The sequence below is a fragment of the Trueperaceae bacterium genome (genome assembly GCA_019454765.1).
Taxonomy (GTDB): Bacteria; Deinococcota; Deinococci; order Deinococcales; family Trueperaceae; genus JAAYYF01.
In genome coordinates this window covers 35,875-55,952 of sequence record JACFNR010000002.1, presented here as the reverse complement: position 1 = coordinate 55,952, position 20,078 = coordinate 35,875, and the positions used below count along the sequence as shown (strand labels likewise).

Here is a 20,078-nt window from a genome sequence, read left to right as displayed (position 1 = left end):
GTAACGCTTGTCTTGCATGTCAGCTCCGTTCTGCGGGGGCGCGTCGTCGCGGCGCGCCGTCGCGGCGCCCGGCCGCGGCCCGCGCTCAACTGCGGCGCGCGGTCAACCGCGCGGGTCGAACACGTCGCGCAGGGCGTTGCCCAGTAGGTTGAAGGCCAGCACCGTCACGGCGATGAACAGGCCCGGATAGATGGCGAGCACGGGCTTCAACCACAGGTACGACTGGGCGTTCTGGAGCATGTTGCCCCAGGACGCCAGCGGCGGCTGGATCCCGAGCCCGAGGTAAGAGAGTCCCGCTTCCGTCAGGATGGCCCAGCCCACGCCTAGCGAGGCGAGGACGATGGCCTGGGGCGCCACCTGCGGCAGGACGTGCTTGAGCATGGTGCGGGGGTGGGTGGCCCCGAGGGCCCGCGCCGCCTCGACGAACTCGTAACCGCGCACCTTCACGAACTCGGCGTGCACCACGCGCGCCATCTGCGCCCAGAAGCCGATGCCGACGGTCACGATGACCATGACGGGGTGGTTGCCGAACGCCGTGACGACGACGAGGATGAGGAAGAAGTTGGGGATGGCCATGAAGACGTCGACGAGGCGCATGATCACCACCTCGACGCGGCCGCGGAAGTAGCCGGCGAGGCCCCCGGCGACGGTGCCGATGGTGAGGCCGACGACCATGGCGAGGAGGCCGACGCTCAGCGACACCCTGCCGCCGGCGAGGATGCGCGCCAGGACGTCGCGGCCGAGCTCGTCGGTGCCCAGCACGTGTTCTGCAGAGGGCGCCTTCAAGATGTTGCGGGCGTCGGTGCGGTTCGGTTGCTGGGGGTAGAGCAGCGGGCCGAGCGTCACGGCCAGGGCCAGCAGCACGAGGACGAGCAGCGCCGCCAGGCCGAGGGGTTGGCGCCCGACGCGCCGCCACAGCCTGGCGCGGCGCGCGCGGCGCTCGGCGCTCACGGCGGCGCGGTCGACGAGGGGCGCGGCGTCAATCATGGCGGATCCGCGGGTCGACGACGGCGTAGAGCATGTCGACCGCCAGGTTGACGACCACCACTATGGCGCCCGCGAGCAGCGTCGCGCCGAGGATGACTGGGTAGTCGCGGCCGTTGGCGGCCTCGATGGCGAGGCGCCCAAGGCCCGGCCAGCCGAACACGCTCTCGATGACGACGGAGCCCGAGAACAGGGCGGTGGTGACGAGGCCGAGCACGGCGAGCACGGGCACGAGGGCGTTCTTGAAGGCGTGCTTGAAGAGCACCCGGTTGGGCGACAGGCCTTTCCCCCGCGCGGTGCGCACGTAGTCGGCGCGGTTCACCTCCAGCAGCGCGCTGCGGGTCACGCGCACCACGTTGGGCATGAGGGTGAACGCCAGCACTCCCGCCGGGAGCACGAGGTGGCGCAGCCGGTCGAGGAGGGCGCCGCCGCTACCCGAGCTGACGATGCCGGATGCGGGCAGCCACCGCAGCTCGACGGCGAAGAGGATGATGGCGACGATCCCCAGCCAGAAGCCGGGGATCGACATGCCGAGCGTGCTGATGGTGCTGACCGCGTGATCCACCCAGCCGTTGCGGTGGATGGCCGCCACCGTGCCGAGCAGGATGCCGAGCACGGTGGCGGTCACGAGGGCGGCGAGGCCGAGCGTGAGGGTGTTGGGTAGCCGCTGGCGGAGGAGCAGCCCGACGGGCAGTCCCTGGTTGTAGCTGACGCCCAGGTCGCCCCTGACCACCCCGGCCAGCCACTTGCCGTAGCGGACGAGGACGGGGTCGTTCAGGCCGAACTGCTCGAGGAGCGCCTCGCGCTGCTCGGCGGTGGCCTCGAAGTTCACCGCCGCCGACGGCCCCCCCGGCGCCAGGTGGACGAGGAAGAAGGTGACCACGGAGACGAGCCACAGCACGATCACGCCGAGGCCGACTCGCCTGAGTACGAACGCGGTCACCCTACCCTCCGGCTCGTCAGGGCTTGACGAACCAGTTGAAGGAGTACTGGAAGTTGGCGGCGCTGTTGATGTCGTACATCCCGCCTATGCGCGTGTTCTTGACGGCGATCATGTCGGGGTACCAGAGGAAGAGGTACGGCAGCTCGCGCGCGATGAGCTCCTGCGCCTCGCGGTAGACCTTCACCTGCTCCTCGACGGTGGTCGCGGCCCGACCGCGCTCCCAGATGGCGTCGAGCTCCGGGTTGCGGTAGTCCGGGATGTTGTTGCCCGTCACCGCGGCGGAGGACTCGAAGTAGCCGGACTGGTCGGGGGTCGGCGGGGTGCTCCACCAGGCGAGCATCGCGTCGTAGTCGCGGTTGACGACGGCCTTCTGGATGAAGGCGTTCCACTCGATGGTCTCGACCTTGACGTCGACGCCCACGTCCTGCCAGTACTGCTGCACGAGGAGGGTGGAGGGAACCAGGTAGCCGTACTGGCCGGTCGGCATGTCGATCGTCATGCGCTCGCCGTCCTTCTGCAGGACGCCGTCGGGGCCGGGCGTCCAGCCGGCCTCGGCGAAGAGCGCCTTGGCGCGCTCGGGGTCGTAGGGCCACTTGGCCACTTCGGGGTCGTAGAGGGCCTGCTGCAGCGGAGCGATGGGGCCCGTCGCCACCACGCCGTAGCCCTCGAGCACGGCGTCGATGATGGCCTGCCGGTCGATGGCGCTGAGGAGCGCCTGGCGCACGCGGGCGTCCTGGAAGCGCGCGTCGTTGAGGTTCAGCGCCACGAAGTACCAGATGTTCTGGCTCTGGCGGATGACCTCGAGGTTGGGGTTGCTGGCCACGCCGGCCAGGAGCGCCGGGTTGGTGATCGAGACCATGTCGAGCCCGCCGGCGAGCAGCTGCGCCACCTGGGCGTTGCCGTCGGGGATGATGTTGAAGGTGATTGAGGCGAGCTTGGGCGCGGGTCCCCAGTAGTTCTCGTTGGGCACGAGCTTGACGTAGGCGCCGGCCACGAACTCGCCCACGCGGTAGGGGCCCGTCACCACGGGGTTGGCCTTGTTGAACGACGCCACCGTCAGCGGGTTCTCGGCCCCTCCCAGCACGTGGGCCGGGATGATGCCTGCGTAGTACGCCAGGTAGTAGGGGAGCGAGGAGAACGGCCGCTTCAGCTCGAAGACGGCGGTGTGGTCGTCGACCGCCACCACGCGCTCGACGGGCGAGAACGCCGACGAGTTGCGCGCGCCCAGCTCCTTCTTGAGCACGGCCTCGTTGAAGGTGAAGGCGACGTCGGCGGCCGTGAAGGGCACGCCGTCCGACCAGGTGGCCTCGGGCCGCAGGTGGAACGTCCAGCTCAGGCCGTCCGCGGCCACCTCCCAGCTCTCGGCCAGGCCCGGCGCCGGGTGCAGGTCGGTGGGGTCGTAGCGCACGAGCTGGTCGAAGAGGATGGTGTTGATGAGGTTCGACTCGATGACGGCCGAGGCGTTCCACGGGTTGAGGGTCGGGTCCGCGTTGGTCGCGAACGTCAGGGAGCCCTTGGGGTCGTACTCCTGGGCGCCGGCCGTCGCCACGACGGCGAGGAACGCCAGCGCCGCGGCGAGGAAGAGACGGAACGTGTGAGGGGAACGGGTCGGGGGCATGCGGTCCTCCTTGGTGCTTCTCACGCCGTGTAGCCGAGGCCCTGCGAGATGGTCCTTGCTACCTGGACGATGAGCGGTGCGAAGCGCGTCAGCTCGGCCTCGCCGACGCGGAACGATGGTCCTCCGACGCTGACGGCGCCGATCACGTGACCGCTGCCGTCGAAGATGGGCGCACCGACCCCGCGGGCGCTCTCGTCGAAGTCGCCGTCGCTGATCGAGTAGCCGCGTTGGCGGGTCGCCTCGATCTCGGCGGCGAGTTGCCCTGGGTCCTTCAAGGTGGCGCCGGAGTAAGTGGGGAACGTGTGGAGCCGCCTCAGGATCTGGTCGCGCTTGCGCTCGTCCAGGAAGGCGAGGATGGCCTTCGGGCCGGCGCCGGCGTGGAGGGGGTAGGCCTGGCCGAGGACGGAGGCCAGCCTCACGCGGTGCGGGCTCTCGCGCCGATCGAGGCAGACGGACTGGTCGCCCGCCAGGGCGTTGAGGTTGACGGCCTCGCCGGTCTCGTCCGCTAGCAGGTCGAGCTGGGGCGAGGCGACCTCGACGAGCGTGAGCGGGCGCCCGTGCGCGCTGGCGGCGCCGAGAACGTTGACGAGCGGGGTTACGGTGTAACGCCCGCTGCTGTCGGCCACGAGGAAGCCGCCGGCCTCGAGCGTGCGCAACGAGCGGTACAGCTGGTTCTTCTCGAAGGGCGTGACCTGCTGCAGGTCCGCCAGGCCGAAGCGGTGCGGCGGCTTGCCGAAGGCCAGCAGCACCTGCAGGGTGCGCAGGGCGGATTGGATCACGTACTGGTTCGGCATCCGTGGCTCCCGGTGACGCGGCCGCTTCATCTCGCAGAGCGAAACATTCTCGCATCGCCATACGCGGCCGATTGGGTGATGATAGTGGCCCGGCGCCCAGAATGCAATCGACCCGGCACCGACGCGCCGGCGTGACGGTCGGCGGTAGCATGGGACCCCGGCGCCGCCGACGGCGCCACCCCGGAGGGAAGATGCCCAGCGACAACGCCCCGTCAGCCTCCCCGAGGCTCGGCCTACCCGACCTGCCAGCCGCCGACGTGGCGCACGTCGACGTCCTGGCGGCGAGCGCCGACGCCCTCGTCGTCAACCTCTTCGAGGGCGTCACGTCCCCGGGCGGCGCCACGGGCGCCGTGGACGCGGCGCTCGGCGGCGCCATCTCCCGCCTGCTGGCCGGCGGCGACGTCACCGGCAAGCTCGGCGAGGTCACCGTCCTCTACCCCACCGCGGGCGTGAGCGCGCCGCGCGTGCTGATCACGGGCCTCGGCCGCCCCGACGCCTTCGGTCCCGAGGCGGCGCGGCGCGCCTCCGCCGCCGCCGCGCTGCGCGCCGCCGAGCTGGGCGCCGCCAGGCTGGCCACCGTCGTGCACGGCGCCGGCGCCGGCGGCCTCGCGCCGAGCGACGCCGCCCAGGCGACGCTGGAGGGCGCCCTCCTCGCCTCCTACCGCTTCGGCGGGTGGCGCGCGCCGAGCGCCGGGCCCGCCCGCCGGCTCGAGCAGATCACCCTCGTGGAGCACGACGCTGCCCGCCTGCCCCAGCTCGTGGAGGGCGCGCGGGCGGCTCACGCCGTCGGCCGCGGGGTGGCCTTCGCGCGCGACCTCGTCAACCTGCCACCCGACCACGCCACGCCCGACTACCTGGGGCGGCAGGCGCAGGCCCTGGCCGAACGCACGGGCCTGCGGGTGGCCGTCCACGACCGGGCGTGGGCCGAGGCGCGCGGCATGGGCGCCTTCCTGGCCGTGGCCGAAGGCTCCTCGCGCGAGCCCAGGTTCATCGAGCTCGGGCACAGGGAGGAGCGCAAGGACCTGCCACTCGTCGTGCTCGTCGGCAAGGGGGTCACGTTCGACTCGGGCGGCCTGTCGCTCAAGCAGAAGGACGGCATGATCCCCATGAAGAGCGACATGGCCGGCGCCGCGGCGGTGCTCGGCGCCATGCTGGCCGTCGCCGAGCTCGACCTGAACGTCCGGGTGGTGGCGCTCTGCCCGTGCGTCGAGAACATGCCGGACGGCGCCGCCTTCAGGCCGTCGGACGTGCTCGTGGCCGGCACGGGCCTCTCCGTCGAGGTGTTGTCGACGGACGCCGAGGGGCGCCTGGCGCTCGCCGACGCCCTCGGCTACGCCCGGAGCTTCGCGCCGGCCGCCGTCATCGACATCGCGACCCTCACCGGCGCCAGCGTGGTCGCGCTGGGCGAGGGGGTGGCGGCGTCGCTCTTCGCCACCGACCCGACGCTGCGCGCCCGGCTCGAGACGGCGGCGGACGCCACCGGCGAGCGGGTGTGGCCCATGCCGCTGTTCGAGGAGTACCGCGCCGCCATCGAGTCGCAGGTCGCCGACCTCAAGAACTCGGGTGGCGCCAAGGGCGGGGTGGGAACCGCCGCCGCCTTCCTGCAGGCGTTCACCGCCTACCCGTGGGCGCACGTCGACATGGCCGGCATGGCCCTCGCCAACGGGCAGAAGTCGCGACCGTACCTCCCCGCCGGCGCCACCGGCTACGGCGTGAGGCTCCTCGTCGAGTTCCTGCGCGACTGGGCCTGAAGGCGGCCCGGGACTAGAGTAGGTCCATGAGCGAGACCACCACGACCGCGGTGCTGGCCGGCGGCTGCTTCTGGTGCCTCGAGGCCGTGTTCGATGGCCTCAGGGGCGTGAGCGCGGTGCGTTCGGGCTACGCCGGTGGCCACGTCGCCGACCCGAGCTACGAGGACGTCTGCACCGGTAGGACGGGGCACGCGGAGGTCGTCGCCGTCGACTTCGACCCGGCCGAGGTCAGCTACGCCGACCTGCTGCGCGTGTACTTCACCATGCACGACCCCACCACCAAGGACCGCCAGGGGAACGACGTCGGCTCGCAGTACCGCTCCGCCATCTTCTACCGGGGCGACGACCAGCGCGCCACCGCGGAGTCCGTCATGCGCGAGGTGAGCGCGGCCGGCATCTACGACGCCCCGCTCGTCACCGAGTTGCGGCCGCTGGAGGCGTTCTACCCCGCCGAGGCGTACCACGACGACTACTTCGCCCGGAACCCGCGTCAGCCCTACTGCCAGGCCGTCATCGCCCCCAAGGTCCAGAAGTTCCGCAAGCTGTACCGCGACCGCCTCAAGCGCGAGCTCGCCTGAGGCCGGGCCTCGCCGCGCGCGGCCGGCCCCGCCGCAGGCGCCGGTGGCGTCCGCCGCGGGCGGGGCCGCCCGCGACCGTCAGCGCGGCAACCCGCCGAAGAGTTCCAGCAGGCGCTTGACCGAAGCCACGCCGAGCGCGAAATCGTTCACCCTCACGTTCTCGTTGGGGCTGTGCGCCCGCGAGCCGGGGTGGCCGCAGCCGAGGCCCACGACCGGCAGGCCGAGGTGCTCGAGGAACGGGTGCATCGGTCCGGAGCCGGCGCTGTTCGGGTAGGCCACGGGCTCGACCCCGTACACGTCGCGCAGGGCCCCCAGCGTGGCCTGCACGAACGGGTGGTCGGCGTCGGACCTCGCGGCGAACTCGCTCGTCTCCAGCTCGACGAGCTCCACGTCGGCGAAGCCGTTGGCGTCCAGGTGGGAGCGCAGCGCCGCCACGACCTTGGCGGGATCCTGGCGGGGCACGAGGCGCAGGTCGAGCTTGGCGCTGGCCGTGGCGGGCAGCACCGTCTTGCTGCCCGGGCCCGAGTAGCCCGCCGTGAAGCCGTTGAAGTTGACGTTCGGTTCGGTGAGGCGCACGCGCTGGAACTCGGTCCCGGTGACGCCGCCGATGTAGCTCGTCACCCCGTACTCGTGGGCCAACTCGGCGGCCTCGTCTGGCAGCGCGGCGAGGAGCGCCTCCTCCGTGGGCGTAAGGGGCACGACGTCGTCGTAGAAGCCCGCCACGAGGACCCGGCCGGCGTCGTCGCGCAGCGAGGTGATGGCCCTGGCGAGCCTGTAGATGGGGTTCTCCACGACGGCCCCCAGCGCGGAGTGCAGGTCGTAGCCGGCGGTCTTGACGCTCAGCTCGAGGCACACGATGCCCTTGAGGCCGAAGTACGTCATGGGGGCGCCGCTCGAGGTCACGCCGCCGAACTCCCACACGCAGCCGTCGGCCGCCAGCCGCGCGGCGTGCGCCGCGACGTAGCCGGCCAGGTTGGGGCTACCGACCTCCTCCTCGCCCTCGACGACGAACTTGAAGCCGAACGGGATGGTGCCGTGCTCGTCGCGGTACCAGCGCAGGGCCGCCAGGCGCGAGACGAGCTCGCCCTTGTCGTCCGACACCCCGCGGCCGTACCAGGTCCCGTCCGACTCGGTCAGCTCGAACGGCTCGCTCCGCCACAGCTCGAGCGGGTCGGCGGGCTGCACGTCGTAGTGGTTGTAGAAGAGGACGGTCGGGTGACCCGGCAGCGCCGGGTGCTCGGCGAACACGACGGGAGCGCCGGCCGTGGCGTGCACCTCCGCGGTGGCGCCCAGCTCGGTGAGGAGCGCGGCCACGGCGCCGGCGGCCTCTGGGAGAGCGCGCCCCTCGGCCGACACCGACGGGATAGAGACGAGGCGTTCGAGCGCCTGGCGGGAGTAGGCGAGCACTTCGGCGGGTAGCTTCATGCCCGCATCAAATCACGGCCGGCGCGCGAACGCGCGCGGGCCCGACCCTCGTGGGGTCGGGCCCGCGCCGGCTCCTGGCCGGGAGTGACGCGTCAGGTCACTTGGCGCGGCTGAAGTGGATGAGGCGGTTGGGCAGGTCGACCCCGTCCACCTTCCAGCCCGCCGAGATCCAGGCTAGGGCCTGCGAGTGCGACTCGGTGTTGGCCCACCACGCGCGGTGATCCTGCGCGGACTGGGGCAGGTCGGCACCCATGACCGTGGTGATCTCGTCGAAGCTCATCTCGTACGACTTGAGGTCCTTGCCGAGGCCGCTCAGGTGCCGGTGAAGGGGGGCGTAGCGGCTGCTCGACGAGAGCGTCGGCGCCGCGCCCTCCGGGCGGGCCCTGCGGCGACCGCGCGGCGGCGCCTGCTCCTCCAACAGGTTGGCGCCGCCCATCCAGGCGCCGACGACGCGGTAGAAGTCGCCGACCCGCTCTTCCGGGATCAGGACGATCACTTCGGTCAATGCCATCGGGGGTCTCCAATCCAAGTGGGAACGCTTACGACCGGCATCTTACCGACTCGAACCGCTCCGGTAAAGGTCGGGTAGCACAGTACCAAGCAGTGGTGGCCGTGGTTGGGACGCTAACCTGCGCGAAACAGACGCAACCGTTTACGAACGGCGCGCCGACACCGGACCCCCGGGCGCGGTGACGGACGCCTGGGCGCGGCGAAGGACGCGCGGCGCCCACGTGGCGCACACGAAGGGGCGCGCGAACGGCGTCACCCGCCCGCGCGCCCCGGCAGCCCTCCGCAGGGCGTCGCCTCAGGCCTGTTGCCCCTCGATCAGGATCTTGCGGGCCTTCGCCTCGACCACCTTGGGCATGGTCAGCGTGAGCAGCCCCTGGTCGACTCGCGCCACGATCTTCTCGGGATCGACGCCGGAGGGGACCGTCACGCTGCGCTGGAACTCGCCCCTCACGATGCCCTTCGACCAGTAGCGGCGGCCTTCGCCCCCGGACTCGTCCGCCTCCGGCAGGGTCCCACGGATCGTCAACTGACGCCCCTCGAGGCTGATGTCGAGCTGGTCGGGCCGCAGGCCCGGGACGGCCATCTCGAGCACGACGTTGTCGCCGTCCTCGTAGAGGTCGACGGGGTACGGGCTCAGGTAGCCGCCGTCGCCGCGCTGCGCCATCGGCTGCAGGAGGCTCTCGAACTGCTGGAACAGGTCGTCGAAGGTGCCCGTGGGCGCCAGGTAGCGCGCGACGGGACGAGTGCGCACGTTGCTCTTGATCAGTGCCATGGTGTCCCTTTCCGCGGCGGCGACCGTGTGGGCGCGCGCGGCGCACCGGCGCCGGGGAGCGACCATGGCGCCACCGCCAACACCGGCATCATAGGATATGAGCGCCGTCGTGTCAACTTTATTGCGCGCGCGCTCCGGGTGTCGGGCCTAACGGACCCACCGGATGAGGCTTCCCAGCGCGACCGACAGGACGCCCACGCCCGCCAGGCCCGCCAACACGCGCGACACCAACCAGATGCGCCTGCGTCCCAACAACCACTCGAACAGGTAGTCGTGCCCGCCGTCGTCGCCCAACCACCGGGCCAACATCGTCAGGGGACACTTGCGGCCGAAGCCGACGTACAGGAGCGCCTCCACCCCCACGGCGGCGAGCGCCCACCCCACCCACGCCGTGCGAACACCCGTGAAGCCGCAGTAGATCAAGTAACCGGCGGCGACGGCGAAGGCGAGCACGGCCAGGCTATGGAGCGCCTTCACGAACGCCCGCGCCGCCCTAACGACGGAGCCCTCACGCGGTCTGGGCAAGTGCCAGCTGGGTCCCGACAAGTCGTGCTCCCCTCGGGGGCGCCCGTCGGCGCGCCCGGCCTGAGCCTCCGGCAGTCTACTTCGTGGCCGGCCGGCGCCCGCCTTGTCATCGCCCACCCCCCGTGCCACAGTTGCGCCATGCCCCCAGGCCGCCCCCAACCGAAGCCGCGCGGCGGCGCCTCGACCGCCTCGATCGCGGGCATCGAGGTCGAGATCGTCCACAAGGCCGTCGAACGGTTGACCCTACGCGTCTGGCCGCCATACGGGCGCGTGACGCTCGTCGCGCCGCCCCGCACCCCCCGGAGCGAGCTGGAGCGGCTCGTCGCCGAACGCGCCGACTGGATCGCCACCCACCAGCGTCGCTACCGGGCGCTCTCCTCCCACGGCGCCGCCGCCTACGCCGACGGCGAGACCCACTACCTGCGCGGCCTGCCCCTCACGCTCGAACGCGCCGACGGCCGCGCGCCAAGCGCCCAACCCGACCAGGCCGGAGCCCGGCTCCTGCTGCGGGCCCCGGCCGGAACGGACGACGCCCGGCTCCGGCGCGCCGTCGAGGCGTTGCACCGCCGGACGCTCCTCACTGACCTGGCGCCCCTCGTGAGGCGCTGGGAGGAGCGCCTCGGCACCAGCGTGAGCGCGGTGGGCGTGAAACGGATGACGACGCGCTGGGGCAGCTGCAACCCGCGCGCCCGCCGGATCTGGCTCAACCTCGCCTTGGCCCAGCGAAGGCCGGCGCTCCTCGAGTACGTGGTGGTGCACGAGCTTGCGCACCTCTTCGTCCCGAACCACGGCCGGGAGTTCAAGGCGTTGATGACGGAGCTCCTGCCGCCGTGGCGCGAGCTCGGCAGGGAACTCGACGCCTGGCCCATCTGGGCCCGACTGCCGCCCGGGGCTGCTCCCGGCGCCTAGGCCCGGTCCGGCGCGGCGGGCGGCGCGGCGCGCCCCCGCGTCCGCCCGCCTCACCGCCCCCCGAAGGCGTCCCACGCCTCCGACCCGAGCCCCGCCGCCCGCCGCGCCGCGGCCCGCCCGAGGACGGCGCCCACGACGTTGCCGGTCCCGTTGTAGGCCCCTATCACCCACACGTCGCCGCGCAGGCGCCGGGCCACGGGCAGCACGCCGGCCACGTAGCTCACCGTCGCCGCCCAGCGGTGCGTGATCGGTGCCGCGACGCGGAGCTCGTCGCGCAGGAACCGCTCGAGCAGCTCCTGCACGGGCGTCGTGGGCGTCCCATCGGCCGTCCACTCGGCGGCCCCACCCAGGTCCCTGAAACCGCCCAGCGCCAGGCGCCCGGCCGGGTCCTGCTGGTAGTACTCGAAACCGTAGCGACGGTACACGGGGCGCGGCAGGCGCAGCTCGCGGGTCGGGGCGGTGCCGAGCATCTGCAACCTCACGTCCCTGACCTCCCCCCGCAGCTCCGGCAGTAGCGCACCCAGGCGCCCGTCGACCGCGACCACCACGGCCCCGCACGCGACCTCGCCGTCGGGCGTCACTACCCGCGATCCGCTGACGCTCAGCGCCGGGCTCCCCTCGTACAGCTCGGCCCCCGCTGCCACCGCCCGCTGCGCCAGGCGCCGGCAGCGCGCGAGCGGGTCGAAGGCGGCGTCCTCGGGGAAGAGCAGCCCCCTACCCTCCGGGCCCGCGTAGCGCTCCACGGGCAGGCCGTCTTCGCGCATGGCAGCGAACTGCGCCTCGCAGTCCTCGAGCTCGGAGTCGTCCGCCGCGATCCGCAAAGAGCCAACCCGTCGCGCCGCAGGGCCGGCGGCCGCCACCTCGGCCGCGAGACCGTCACGGGTCAGCTGGTAGAGGCGCCGCGCCCGCTCCGCGCCGAGGCTCGCCCTGGCGTCGTGATAGAAGGCCGCGGTGCCCGCCAGCATGAAGCCGCCGTTGCGCCCCGCCGCCCCGCCCGCCACGCTGCCTCCGTCCACGGCGATCACCTTCCGGCCGAGCGCCCGGAGCTCGATCACGGCGCTGAGGCCGGAGCCCCCGAGGCCGACCACGCACACGTCCGCCTCGCGCGCGCCACGCAGGGGCGCGTAGGGGCGCCACCCGCCCGACTCCCAGAGCGGGGCGTTGGCCGCCGACCCGGTCACGCCAACCGCCTCCCACGCGGCATGACCAGCGTGAGGACGAACACCAGCACCCCGATCGCGAACACCCCCACGTAGACGACGTGGAGGCTGGCGGCCAGCAGCCCGAGGGTGGCCACGTCGGTCGCGGCCGAGGGGCCGGCCGGGTCCAGCAGCGCCTGCACCTGCGCCAGCACCGCGGCGCCGCCGTCGCCCGCCCGCGCCGCCAGCGCCAGGTTCAACACCGCCCCCAGCACGGCGGCGCCGACCGAGTTCCCGAGGAGGCGCATGAGCATGTTGGCGGCGGTCGCGCTGCCCCGCCGCTCCCAACCGACGGACGACTGGATCGTGACGATCATGGTGGTCATGATGAACCCCAACCCCACGCCGACGGCGAGGGAGGCGAGCGCCACCCACCACGGCCCGCGCGCCGCCGTGACGAGCAGGTAGAGGAGGCCGCCGAGGGCAGCCACCGCCCCGCCGACCCGCGCGGTCGCGGCGGGCCCGAACGGCACGATCAGGCGACCGGCCACCAGCGAGGCGAGGGTCCAACCGACGGACATGGTGGTGAGGGTGAGGCCGGCCACGGTCGGCGAGTAGCCCATCACGCCCTGCACGTAGGTCGGCGAGTACGTGATGAGGCCGATCATCAACATGCCGCCCGCGAAGGTGGCCGCGTCCGACACGAGGATCATGCGGTCGCGCCACAGGTCGACGCCCAGGAGGGGCGCCGCGCTCCGCAGCTGCCGCCGCACGAACAGCGTCCCGACACCCAGCGTGGTCGCGCCGAGGGCGGCGGCGGCCAACCAACCGAGCTGCGGCCCCTCCGACACGAGCAGTATGAAGGCGCCGATGACCGCGAACATCTGCACCGCGCTGAGCAGGTCCAGGTGCTGCCCGCTCCGCTCGATGGACTCGTGCAGGAAGAGGCCGAGGCCCAGGAGCGCGGCCAGGCCGAACGGGACGTTGAACCAGAAGACGTACGCCCAGTGCGCCCGCTCCACCAGCGCGCCGCCAAGAAGGGGGCCGAGCACTGCCGACACCCCCCACACGCTCGACAGGTAGCCCTGCGCGCGGCCGCGGTCGGCGACGGCGTACAGGTCCCCCACCAACGTCGACACCACCGGGTAGATGGCGCCGGCGCCGAACCCCTGCACGAGCCTGAACCCCACCAGCATGGGCATGGTCGTCGCGAAGCCGCACAGGACGGAGCCGATGAGGAAGAGCACGATGCCGGCGAGGAGCACGGGCTTGCGCCCGTGCATGTCGGCCAGCCGGCCGTACAGCGGCGTGGACGTGGCCTGGGCGAGGAGGAACGCGGCGAACACCCAGGCGTAGAACTCGAACCCGCCGACGCTGGCCACGATGCTCGGCATGGCCGTGGCGACGATCGTCCCCTCGATGGCGGCGAGCGACATCGTGACCATCAGGAAGGCCATCACCAACCCACGCCGCTGGGTTGCGCCGGGCGCGGACGGCGCGAGGTCCGGTGTCACTGGACCCGATGATAAGTCACGCTCCGCCCGACGCCGGGCGCCGAGCCCCCTCGCCCACCCGTGGCCGCCGCCGGCGTGACGCCTGAGCCGCTGCCGGCGGCCGCCGGCCACATAATCGCGGCACCCGGCACCGGCACCCGGCGCCCTGGCCGAGGAGTCATGATGAACGAGCAGATCGTACTGAGCCTCGATCGCGTGGTGGCCCTGGTGCTGCGCGGACTCCTGGCCGCCGTGCTGCTGGCCACCGCGGCGGCGGGCGCCGTCTACACCTACTACCGCCGCCAGCCGCCGAGCTACGCGTCGCAGACGGTGCTCACGGTCTCGACCTCCGGCTTCGACAGCGGCAAGTACGGGCTGCCCAGCGTCTCCGTGCCGCCCCTGCACGTGACCGCCTACCGCATCGCGACCCTGTCGAGCGAGATGCTGGCCGGCACCCTTCGGGACCTGGGCATCGCCGACACGCCGAGCGCCGTGCAACGCCTCCGCGACCGCACCGCCATCAGCACCGACGACCGCGCCCAGCTCGTCTACGTGACGGTGACGGACCGCACGGCCGCCGGCGCCGCCAAGACGGCCAACGCCCTCGCCGCCCGGGTCGTCGCGTGGGACGCCGAGCGCACCGCCGCCGCCCTGGCGGAACTCACGCAGGTGCTCGAGCAGCGCGGCGCGGCCGAGGCGGCCGAGATCGCGCAGCTGACGACCGCCGGCAACGCCCCGGCGCGCCTCGCCGCCGTGCAGGCCCAGGCGGCCGAGACGGCCGAGGCCCTCGCGGGGACGAAGCGCCTGATGAGCAACGCCCCGGGCAGCGTCACGGTCCTGCAGGGCGCCGTGGCGCCGCTGACGACGGTCGCTCCCACCCCGCTCTTCAACGCCGTGCTGGCGGCGCTCCTCGCGCTGGCGCTCGTCTACGCCTTCGTCCTGGTGCAGGAGATCGTGGACCCGCGCGTGTACGGCGCGGACGACGCGCTCAAGACGACGCGGCTGCCCCTGCTGGCGCTGCTCCCGCCGACCACCGGGCGGCGCGCCTACCCGGCCGAACTCGGCGCCACCCTGTTCGACGGCCTCGTCGCGGCCGCGGGCGGCCCGCCCGCGGCCGTGCAGGTGACGAGCGCCACCGGCGACGAGGGGGCGCTGCGCGTGGCGGCCGCCCTGGCGGAGGCGGCCACCTATCACGGTCACCGCACGCTCCTGGTCGACGCCGACCTCACCGAGCCACGCCTCCCCGGCCTCTACCGCGACCGCGCCAAGCACGGGACGGACCTGAGCGCCTACCTGGCGAACGCCGAGCGCCGCTATCAGGCCAACCCGGTGGACATCGGTCACTCGCAGCCGCTCTACGTCCTGTTCGAGTCGTCGCCCCGCCCCGCGCCCGGCACCCTCGGGCGCACCTTCGCGCGGCAACTCGAGAGCTGGCGCGACGAGTTCGACCTCGTCGTCGTCCGGACGGCGCCGTGGAGCAGCACGCAGGACGCGGCGCTGGTGGCGCCCCTCGTGAGCGGCACCGCCATCGTCACCAACGCGCGCCGCGTCCGCCGACGCCTCCTGCTCGGCCAACTCGCGGCGGTGCGGCGCACCGGCGGGCTCGTGTACGGCCTCGTCGTGACCCACGCCAGGCGCGACGACCCGGCGGCGCTCGGCCGCGCCGCCCCCGTCGAGATCCGGCCCGGCGAGGTGGCGACGGCCGCGACGACGTCCAGACCGTCGACCTGAACCGCGCTCAGCTCGGCCGCCGCGGCCACGTGGCATGTGGCCCACGCAACATGAGACCGTCGTCACGCCGTGCGCGACGCGCGCGCTGGGCGCGTCGCGCCGGCGCGCTCATCTGGTTCATCCACCGCTAAGACGGGAGCGGCCCCGGGCCGGTAACCTTCTGGCGTCGAGAGCGGCACCCCGCCCACGCCCCGTCCGGGCCGGCGCGGACCGACTCTACGTCCGGGTCAGTGGGTGAAACACCCACCCCCTCTGAGGCGCAGATGCGTACCCCGCAACGTGGGCGCTTGGGTTACGCGGAGCCAGTAGCGCAACCGGCCGAGGGCGATCTCGTTCCTTCCTCTCACCTCGAGCTTCTGGAGGGCCCGTAGGCGGTCATGGCGCGGCCATGCCGACCGGAAGGAGAGGAAGAGTGAGGAAGAGAGAAGGCACCACCGCATGGACCCCGTCGCGCCGGCGGGCCGCACTGCCGCTGGCCGCCGTCCTGGCGTCGGTCCTGCTGCTGGGAGCGTGCGCGACCCCCGGCGAGGAGCCGATGCCGAGTCCCCAGCTGACGGACGGCGACGTCGTCTTCGCGGCGGCCACGACCCAGTCGACCGAGATGCACGAGCTGCGCGGCAGCACCGTCAGCGGCACGATCCGGGTGTCGCTCAACCCCCGCAACTACGTCACCTCCGTCTCGTTCTACGTCGACGGCAAGGGCAGGAGCGCCCTGGTGGAGACCGACACCTCGGCGCCGTTCGACGTGATGCTCGACACCACCAAGCTGGCCGACGGCAAGCACTACCTGGTAAGCCGGGCCACCGTGAAGTCCAGGTGGCGGCAGCGGTCATACGACCTCAGGGCCGACTTCACCGTCGCCAACGGCGCGCCCACCCAGCCGGTGGAGCCGACGCCGCCGCCCACCGAGCCCGGCGAACCCACCCCCCCACCCACGGGCCCGGGCGAACCCACCCCGCCACCCACCGACCCCGGCGAACCCGCCCCGCCACCTACCCCGCCCGCCCCGGGCGCCACCGACCTCCGCGGCGACCCGAACTTCAGCCGCTCGTCGCTGAGTAGCGAGGCGCGGCTCTGGTACGACAGGTACTGGGCCGGGCTGAAGGCCTCCGACCAGTACCCGAACGTCATGCAGGCGGCGGCTTCCGGCGACCTGTACCAGATCGGCCGCTACGTCAACGTCCACGTGACGACCATGCTCACCGCCCTGCGCTACACGAACGACCTGGCCCTGCTCGACGAGGTGGACCGCGTCATGCAGGTGGTCCGCGGCACGCTGCGCGACACCAACGGGGACGGCTACCTCAACTGGCGCTGGCTGCACGACCCCAACAACGGGAGCTGGTACGGCGATGACTGGCACGAGATGGACGAGAGCATCGCCCACGGCTTCGTCGCCGCCGTCGCCTGGGCGTACCAGGCCAACCGCGACCTTAGGAGCCCCGGCGGCGTCGACTACGCCGAACGCGCCGACTTCTGGGCCGACTACCTCAAGAACGACTTCGAGGCGAAGTGGCGCGCCCGGAGCAGGGTGAGCGCCTCGAGCATGGAGTTCCTCAACTCCTACCTCCTCCACACCTGGGTGCAGTACACCCGCTACTTCTGGTACATGGGCAAGGTGACCGGCGACTCCGCCTACACGGCCGAGGCCGAGCGGCGCTCGGCCCGGCTCAAGCTCAACCTGAAGGAGGTCACGGTCGACGGGGTGCGCGCCTACGTGTACCCGTGGGGCATGGTCAGCGAGGGCAACGCCTACCCCGACCTGATGCCCATCGTGTACGGCCAGTACGTCACGCAGGCCGCTCAGGACCTCGCCCTCGACGGCTCCGCGAACCTGGACCTGGCCGACCTCACGCTCTTCGCCAACGGCGCCACCAGGCTGATGATGAACGGCGTCGACAGCTACGCGCCCACCGTCGGCGGGTCCAGCGCCATCGGCGGTTACCCCGTCAAGTACTCCGAAGGACCCAAGACCGGCGAGCAGTGGGTCATCTACGCCTACTCGCCCGCCCTGGTGACGGCCGACGCCAGCGGCAAGATCGCCTCCTACGCCAAGCAGCTCAACGAGCGCTGGGAAAGGGACCAGGACGCTCCCAGACGGGTGTTCATGAGCGCCACGGCGTTCCTAGACGCGGTGACGCGCGGCCGCTGAGTGACCTCGCGGGTGGGGGTAGCGGCCCGCGCCCCCACCCGCCGGCGCCCCCGGGCGCCTAGATCTGTGACGCCCGCGCCGCGGGCCGGCGGCGGCGCTCCTATAGTCCGGGCGAACGATGCTGCACCACGACCCCGGCATCACGCTCGCCCACAAGACCCTCGGTCCCGTCCCTGCCCGCCGGCTTGGCCGCAACGACGCGCACCGGAGTCGAGCCGGCCGCCCCGTGGTCGTGCGTCGAGGGCCGCCCACGTCCGCCCGGCGCCGGCACGGCCGCGCCCTCCTGTTGCTCGGGGCGGTCCTCGCGACCACCGCGCGCCCGAGCGCCGCCTCGGCCCCGCCGACCCACGTCGGCGGGGCCGACGTCGCCACCGCCGACGGGCATTACGGGGTCGCGCTCGCCTGGTCGGGCGAGGTGGCCGCCGTGGGGGCGGCCGGCACGGAGACGACCGCGGGCGCCGCCTACCTCTACAGGCGGGACGGCGCCGGCTGGCATCTGGCGCAGGTGCTGCGGCCCCTGGAGCCGGGGGCCGGCCGCTTCTTCGGCGCGAGCGTGGCAGTCAGCGGCAGCGAGGTCGCGGTCGGCGCCTGGGGCGGCGGCGCGGTCGAGCTGTTCAGCCCCGCCCGGGACGGTTGGGCGCGCACGGCGCGCCTCGCCCCCGCGGCCGGCGCGGCCACCCACTTCGGGGCCGAGGTCGCGCTGCAAGGGGACCTCCTGGTGGTGGGGGCGGAACACGCCGGTGCGCCCTCGTACCGGCCGGGCGCCGTGCACCTCTACCGGAGGGCGCGAGGGGAGTGGCGCGAGGCGGCGGCGCTCGTGCCGATCGGGCTGACGCCCGGCGCCCTCTTCGGCTCGAGCATCGCCCTCGCCGGCGACGTCCTGGCGGTCGGCGCCATGCAAGACGCGCCCGGCCCCAACGGTAGCGGCGCCGTCTACGTGTACCGCGTCGGACCCGACGGCGCCGACCTCGTCCAACGCCTGAGCCCGCCGCCCGACGCCAACGCCCACTACTTCGGCGGCAGCGTGGCGGTCACGACGGACGTCCTCGCGATCGGCGCGCCCGGCGGCGATTACGGCGATTACCGCTCGGGGCCCGTCTTCCTCTACCGGCGCGTCGGCGCCGCCTGGGAGTACCTCACGCGGGTCGGCCCCCTCGGCGGGAGCGGCGAGCGCTTCGGCGTCGACGTCGCCCTGTCGGGCGCTTACCTGCTGGTGGCCGTCGCCACCGACAACGGCCTCACCGGCGGCCGGGTGCAGGTCCTGCTCTACTCGCAAGGTGCGCAGGGCGGGAAGCCCACGACCCTCGTGGAGCACGTCACGCCGCAGCTTCGCTACGTGTCGCTCGCCGCCGGCTCCGGCCTGCTCCTGGTCGGCGTGCCGTCCGCCACGGAGGCCGGCGGGAGCGTCTACGCCGTCCCCCTCCCCGCCGGGCTCGAGACGTCGCGGGGGGCGCCGTGACGGGGGGTCGGCGCGGCGCCGGGCGCCCACTCGCCCCTGGGGCGGCGCGCCGCGCGCGCGCCACGCCGCTGGCCGCCGCCCTGGTGGTCGCCGCCCTGCTGCTCGTGGCGGCCCTCGTCGCCTGCAAGGGCGGGAACGCCATCGAGGCCGGCCTGCGGGCCGACGCCACCTTCGACGCGAGCACCCTGCCGCCCGACGCGCGCGTCTGGTACGACCGGTTCTGGACCGCCCTGCGCGCCCCGGGCATCTACCCCAACAGCCTCGAGGCGGCCGCGACCGGCGACCTCTACCAGATCGGGCGCGTGGTCAACGTCCACGTCAGCACGTTGCTCCAGGTGTTCCGCCTGACCGGCGACCTGGCCCTGCTCGACGAGGTCGACAAGCCGATGCAGGTGGCGCGCTCGACCCTGCGCGACACGAACGGCGACGGCTACCTCAACTGGACGTGGCTCCACGACCCCGACAACTCGCAGTGGTACGGCGACGACTACCACACCATGGACGAGGACATGACCCACGGCCTGGTGGCGGCGGTGGCGTGGGCGTACCAGCAGAACCGCGACCAGGTCAGCCCGGGCGGCGTGGACTACGCCGAACGGGCCGACTTCTGGCTCAGCTACCTCAAGGACGACTTCGAGCCGAAGTGGCGGGCCCGCTCGCGCACCACCGGCTACGACTACCTCTACACCGAGCTCATGCATCCGTACCTGCAGACGGTGCGCTACTTCCACTACATGGGGTTGCTGACGGGCGACGACGGCTACACGGCGGAGGCCCAGTCGCTGGCCGACGCCCTGAAGGACGAGTTCCTGGCCGAGCCGACCGACAGCGGGCCGGCGTTCGTCTGGGGGCAGGGCATCCAGGGCGAGGACTCCTACGTGCACTACTTCCAGCCGACCATATACGCGGCCTACACGGTGCAGACCGTGCTCGAGCTCGCCTCCGAGGGCATGGAGCCGTTCGCGTCGACGGAGTTCCTCACGCGACTGGCCCGCGGCATCGCCACCTTCGTCATCGACAACGGCGCCACCGACTTCGCGGTCGACGTGGGCGGTCAGCGCCCCTTCGCCGACCTGGCCGCCGCGCCGCTACCGCCCCACGACCCCGGCTACGACCGTTTGACCAGCGCCCAGTGGGGCATCATGCCGTTCGGCTCGCTCGCGCCCTTCGACGCGAGCGGCAAGGTCGCCGAGGTCTCCGCCGCCGTCTACGCCGCGCTCGAGCGGGGCCAACCGCCGCGGCGCATCTACCTGCCCGCCGCCTCCTTCATCTCGGCGCTCCTCGAGGGCCGCTGA

Annotated in this window: 17 protein-coding genes and 1 riboswitch; of the genes, 7 read left to right on the top strand and 10 right to left on the bottom strand. The window is 72.9% G+C overall.

All coding sequences use genetic code 11. The features are described 5' to 3' along the window. Positions 1-102 precede the first annotated feature (102 nt). The 4 genes from H3C53_01105 to H3C53_01090 are packed head-to-tail and all read right to left on the bottom strand — an operon-like array spanning position 103 to position 4,339. Positions 103-987 carry an ABC transporter permease gene (locus H3C53_01105; protein ID MBW7915275.1) on the bottom strand — a complete coding sequence of 295 codons (885 nt, stop codon included), beginning with the start codon at positions 985-987 and terminating at the stop codon, positions 103-105. Then, positions 980-1,927, bottom strand: coding sequence for an ABC transporter permease (locus tag H3C53_01100; GenBank protein ID MBW7915274.1), 948 nt, complete (start codon positions 1,925-1,927; stop codon positions 980-982). The genes H3C53_01105 and H3C53_01100 overlap by 8 nt, the downstream gene beginning before the upstream one ends. 16 nt (positions 1,928-1,943) lie before the next feature. Then, positions 1,944-3,569, bottom strand: coding sequence for an ABC transporter substrate-binding protein (locus H3C53_01095; GenBank protein MBW7915273.1), 1,626 nt, complete (start codon positions 3,567-3,569; stop codon positions 1,944-1,946). Next, positions 3,566-4,339: an IclR family transcriptional regulator gene (locus H3C53_01090; GenBank protein MBW7915272.1), complete on the bottom strand. Its 774-nt coding sequence runs from the start codon at positions 4,337-4,339 to the stop codon at positions 3,566-3,568. The genes H3C53_01095 and H3C53_01090 overlap by 4 nt, the downstream gene beginning before the upstream one ends. Before the next feature lie 191 nt (positions 4,340-4,530). Here H3C53_01090 and H3C53_01085 point away from each other — a divergent pair, with 191 nt between their 5' ends. Next, positions 4,531-6,090, top strand: coding sequence for a leucyl aminopeptidase (locus H3C53_01085; GenBank protein ID MBW7915271.1), 1,560 nt, complete (start codon positions 4,531-4,533; stop codon positions 6,088-6,090). 26 nt (positions 6,091-6,116) lie between these two features. Next, positions 6,117-6,668, top strand: coding sequence for a peptide-methionine (S)-S-oxide reductase MsrA (gene msrA / locus H3C53_01080; GenBank protein ID MBW7915270.1), 552 nt, complete (start codon positions 6,117-6,119; stop codon positions 6,666-6,668). A gap of 78 nt (positions 6,669-6,746) precedes the next feature. On the opposite strand, the gene H3C53_01075 is transcribed toward msrA, so the two are convergent. The 4 genes from H3C53_01075 to H3C53_01060 form a co-directional block, all read right to left on the bottom strand. Further along, positions 6,747-8,093 carry a M20/M25/M40 family metallo-hydrolase gene (locus H3C53_01075; GenBank protein MBW7915269.1) on the bottom strand — a complete coding sequence of 449 codons (1,347 nt, stop codon included), beginning with the start codon at positions 8,091-8,093 and terminating at the stop codon, positions 6,747-6,749. 97 nt (positions 8,094-8,190) lie between these two features. Beyond that, complete coding sequence (locus H3C53_01070) at positions 8,191-8,604, bottom strand: hypothetical protein (protein ID MBW7915268.1); 414 nt, start codon at positions 8,602-8,604, stop codon at positions 8,191-8,193. A 294-nt stretch (positions 8,605-8,898) separates the two neighbouring features. Next, positions 8,899-9,375: an Hsp20/alpha crystallin family protein gene (locus H3C53_01065; GenBank protein MBW7915267.1), complete on the bottom strand. Its 477-nt coding sequence runs from the start codon at positions 9,373-9,375 to the stop codon at positions 8,899-8,901. 147 nt (positions 9,376-9,522) lie between these two features. Next, positions 9,523-9,900: a hypothetical protein gene (locus H3C53_01060; protein MBW7915266.1), complete on the bottom strand. Its 378-nt coding sequence runs from the start codon at positions 9,898-9,900 to the stop codon at positions 9,523-9,525. A 138-nt stretch (positions 9,901-10,038) separates the two neighbouring features. Between H3C53_01060 and H3C53_01055 the strand changes: the two genes are divergently transcribed. Beyond that, positions 10,039-10,809, top strand: coding sequence for a M48 family metallopeptidase (locus H3C53_01055; protein MBW7915265.1), 771 nt, complete (start codon positions 10,039-10,041; stop codon positions 10,807-10,809). Between the two features lie 50 nt (positions 10,810-10,859). Here H3C53_01055 and H3C53_01050 read toward each other — a convergent pair whose 3' ends face one another. Continuing rightward, positions 10,860-11,990, bottom strand: coding sequence for an FAD-binding oxidoreductase (locus H3C53_01050; protein MBW7915264.1), 1,131 nt, complete (start codon positions 11,988-11,990; stop codon positions 10,860-10,862). After that, complete coding sequence (locus H3C53_01045) at positions 11,987-13,462, bottom strand: MFS transporter (GenBank protein MBW7915263.1); 1,476 nt, start codon at positions 13,460-13,462, stop codon at positions 11,987-11,989. The genes H3C53_01050 and H3C53_01045 overlap by 4 nt, the downstream gene beginning before the upstream one ends. Before the next feature lie 162 nt (positions 13,463-13,624). Between H3C53_01045 and H3C53_01040 the strand changes: the two genes are divergently transcribed. The 4 genes from H3C53_01040 (at position 13,625) to H3C53_01025 (ending at position 20,078) form a co-directional block, all read left to right on the top strand. Beyond that, entirely contained in the window at positions 13,625-15,172 is a 1,548-nt protein-coding gene (locus H3C53_01040) for a hypothetical protein (protein ID MBW7915262.1), read from the top strand. A 244-nt stretch (positions 15,173-15,416) separates the two neighbouring features. Further along, a riboswitch (cyclic di-GMP riboswitch) is annotated at positions 15,417-15,501 on the top strand. Positions 15,502-15,584: 83 nt separating this feature from the next. After that, positions 15,585-17,324, top strand: a complete 1,740-nt coding sequence (locus tag H3C53_01035; GenBank protein MBW7915261.1) for an Ig-like domain-containing protein — start codon at positions 15,585-15,587, stop codon at positions 17,322-17,324. A 118-nt stretch (positions 17,325-17,442) separates the two neighbouring features. Next, positions 17,443-18,783, top strand: coding sequence for a hypothetical protein (locus H3C53_01030; GenBank protein MBW7915260.1), 1,341 nt, complete (start codon positions 17,443-17,445; stop codon positions 18,781-18,783). Beyond that, the gene (locus tag H3C53_01025; GenBank protein ID MBW7915259.1) at positions 18,780-20,078 is read left to right on the top strand and encodes a hypothetical protein; all 1,299 of its coding nucleotides are present in this window, start codon (positions 18,780-18,782) and stop codon (positions 20,076-20,078) included. The genes H3C53_01030 and H3C53_01025 overlap by 4 nt, the downstream gene beginning before the upstream one ends.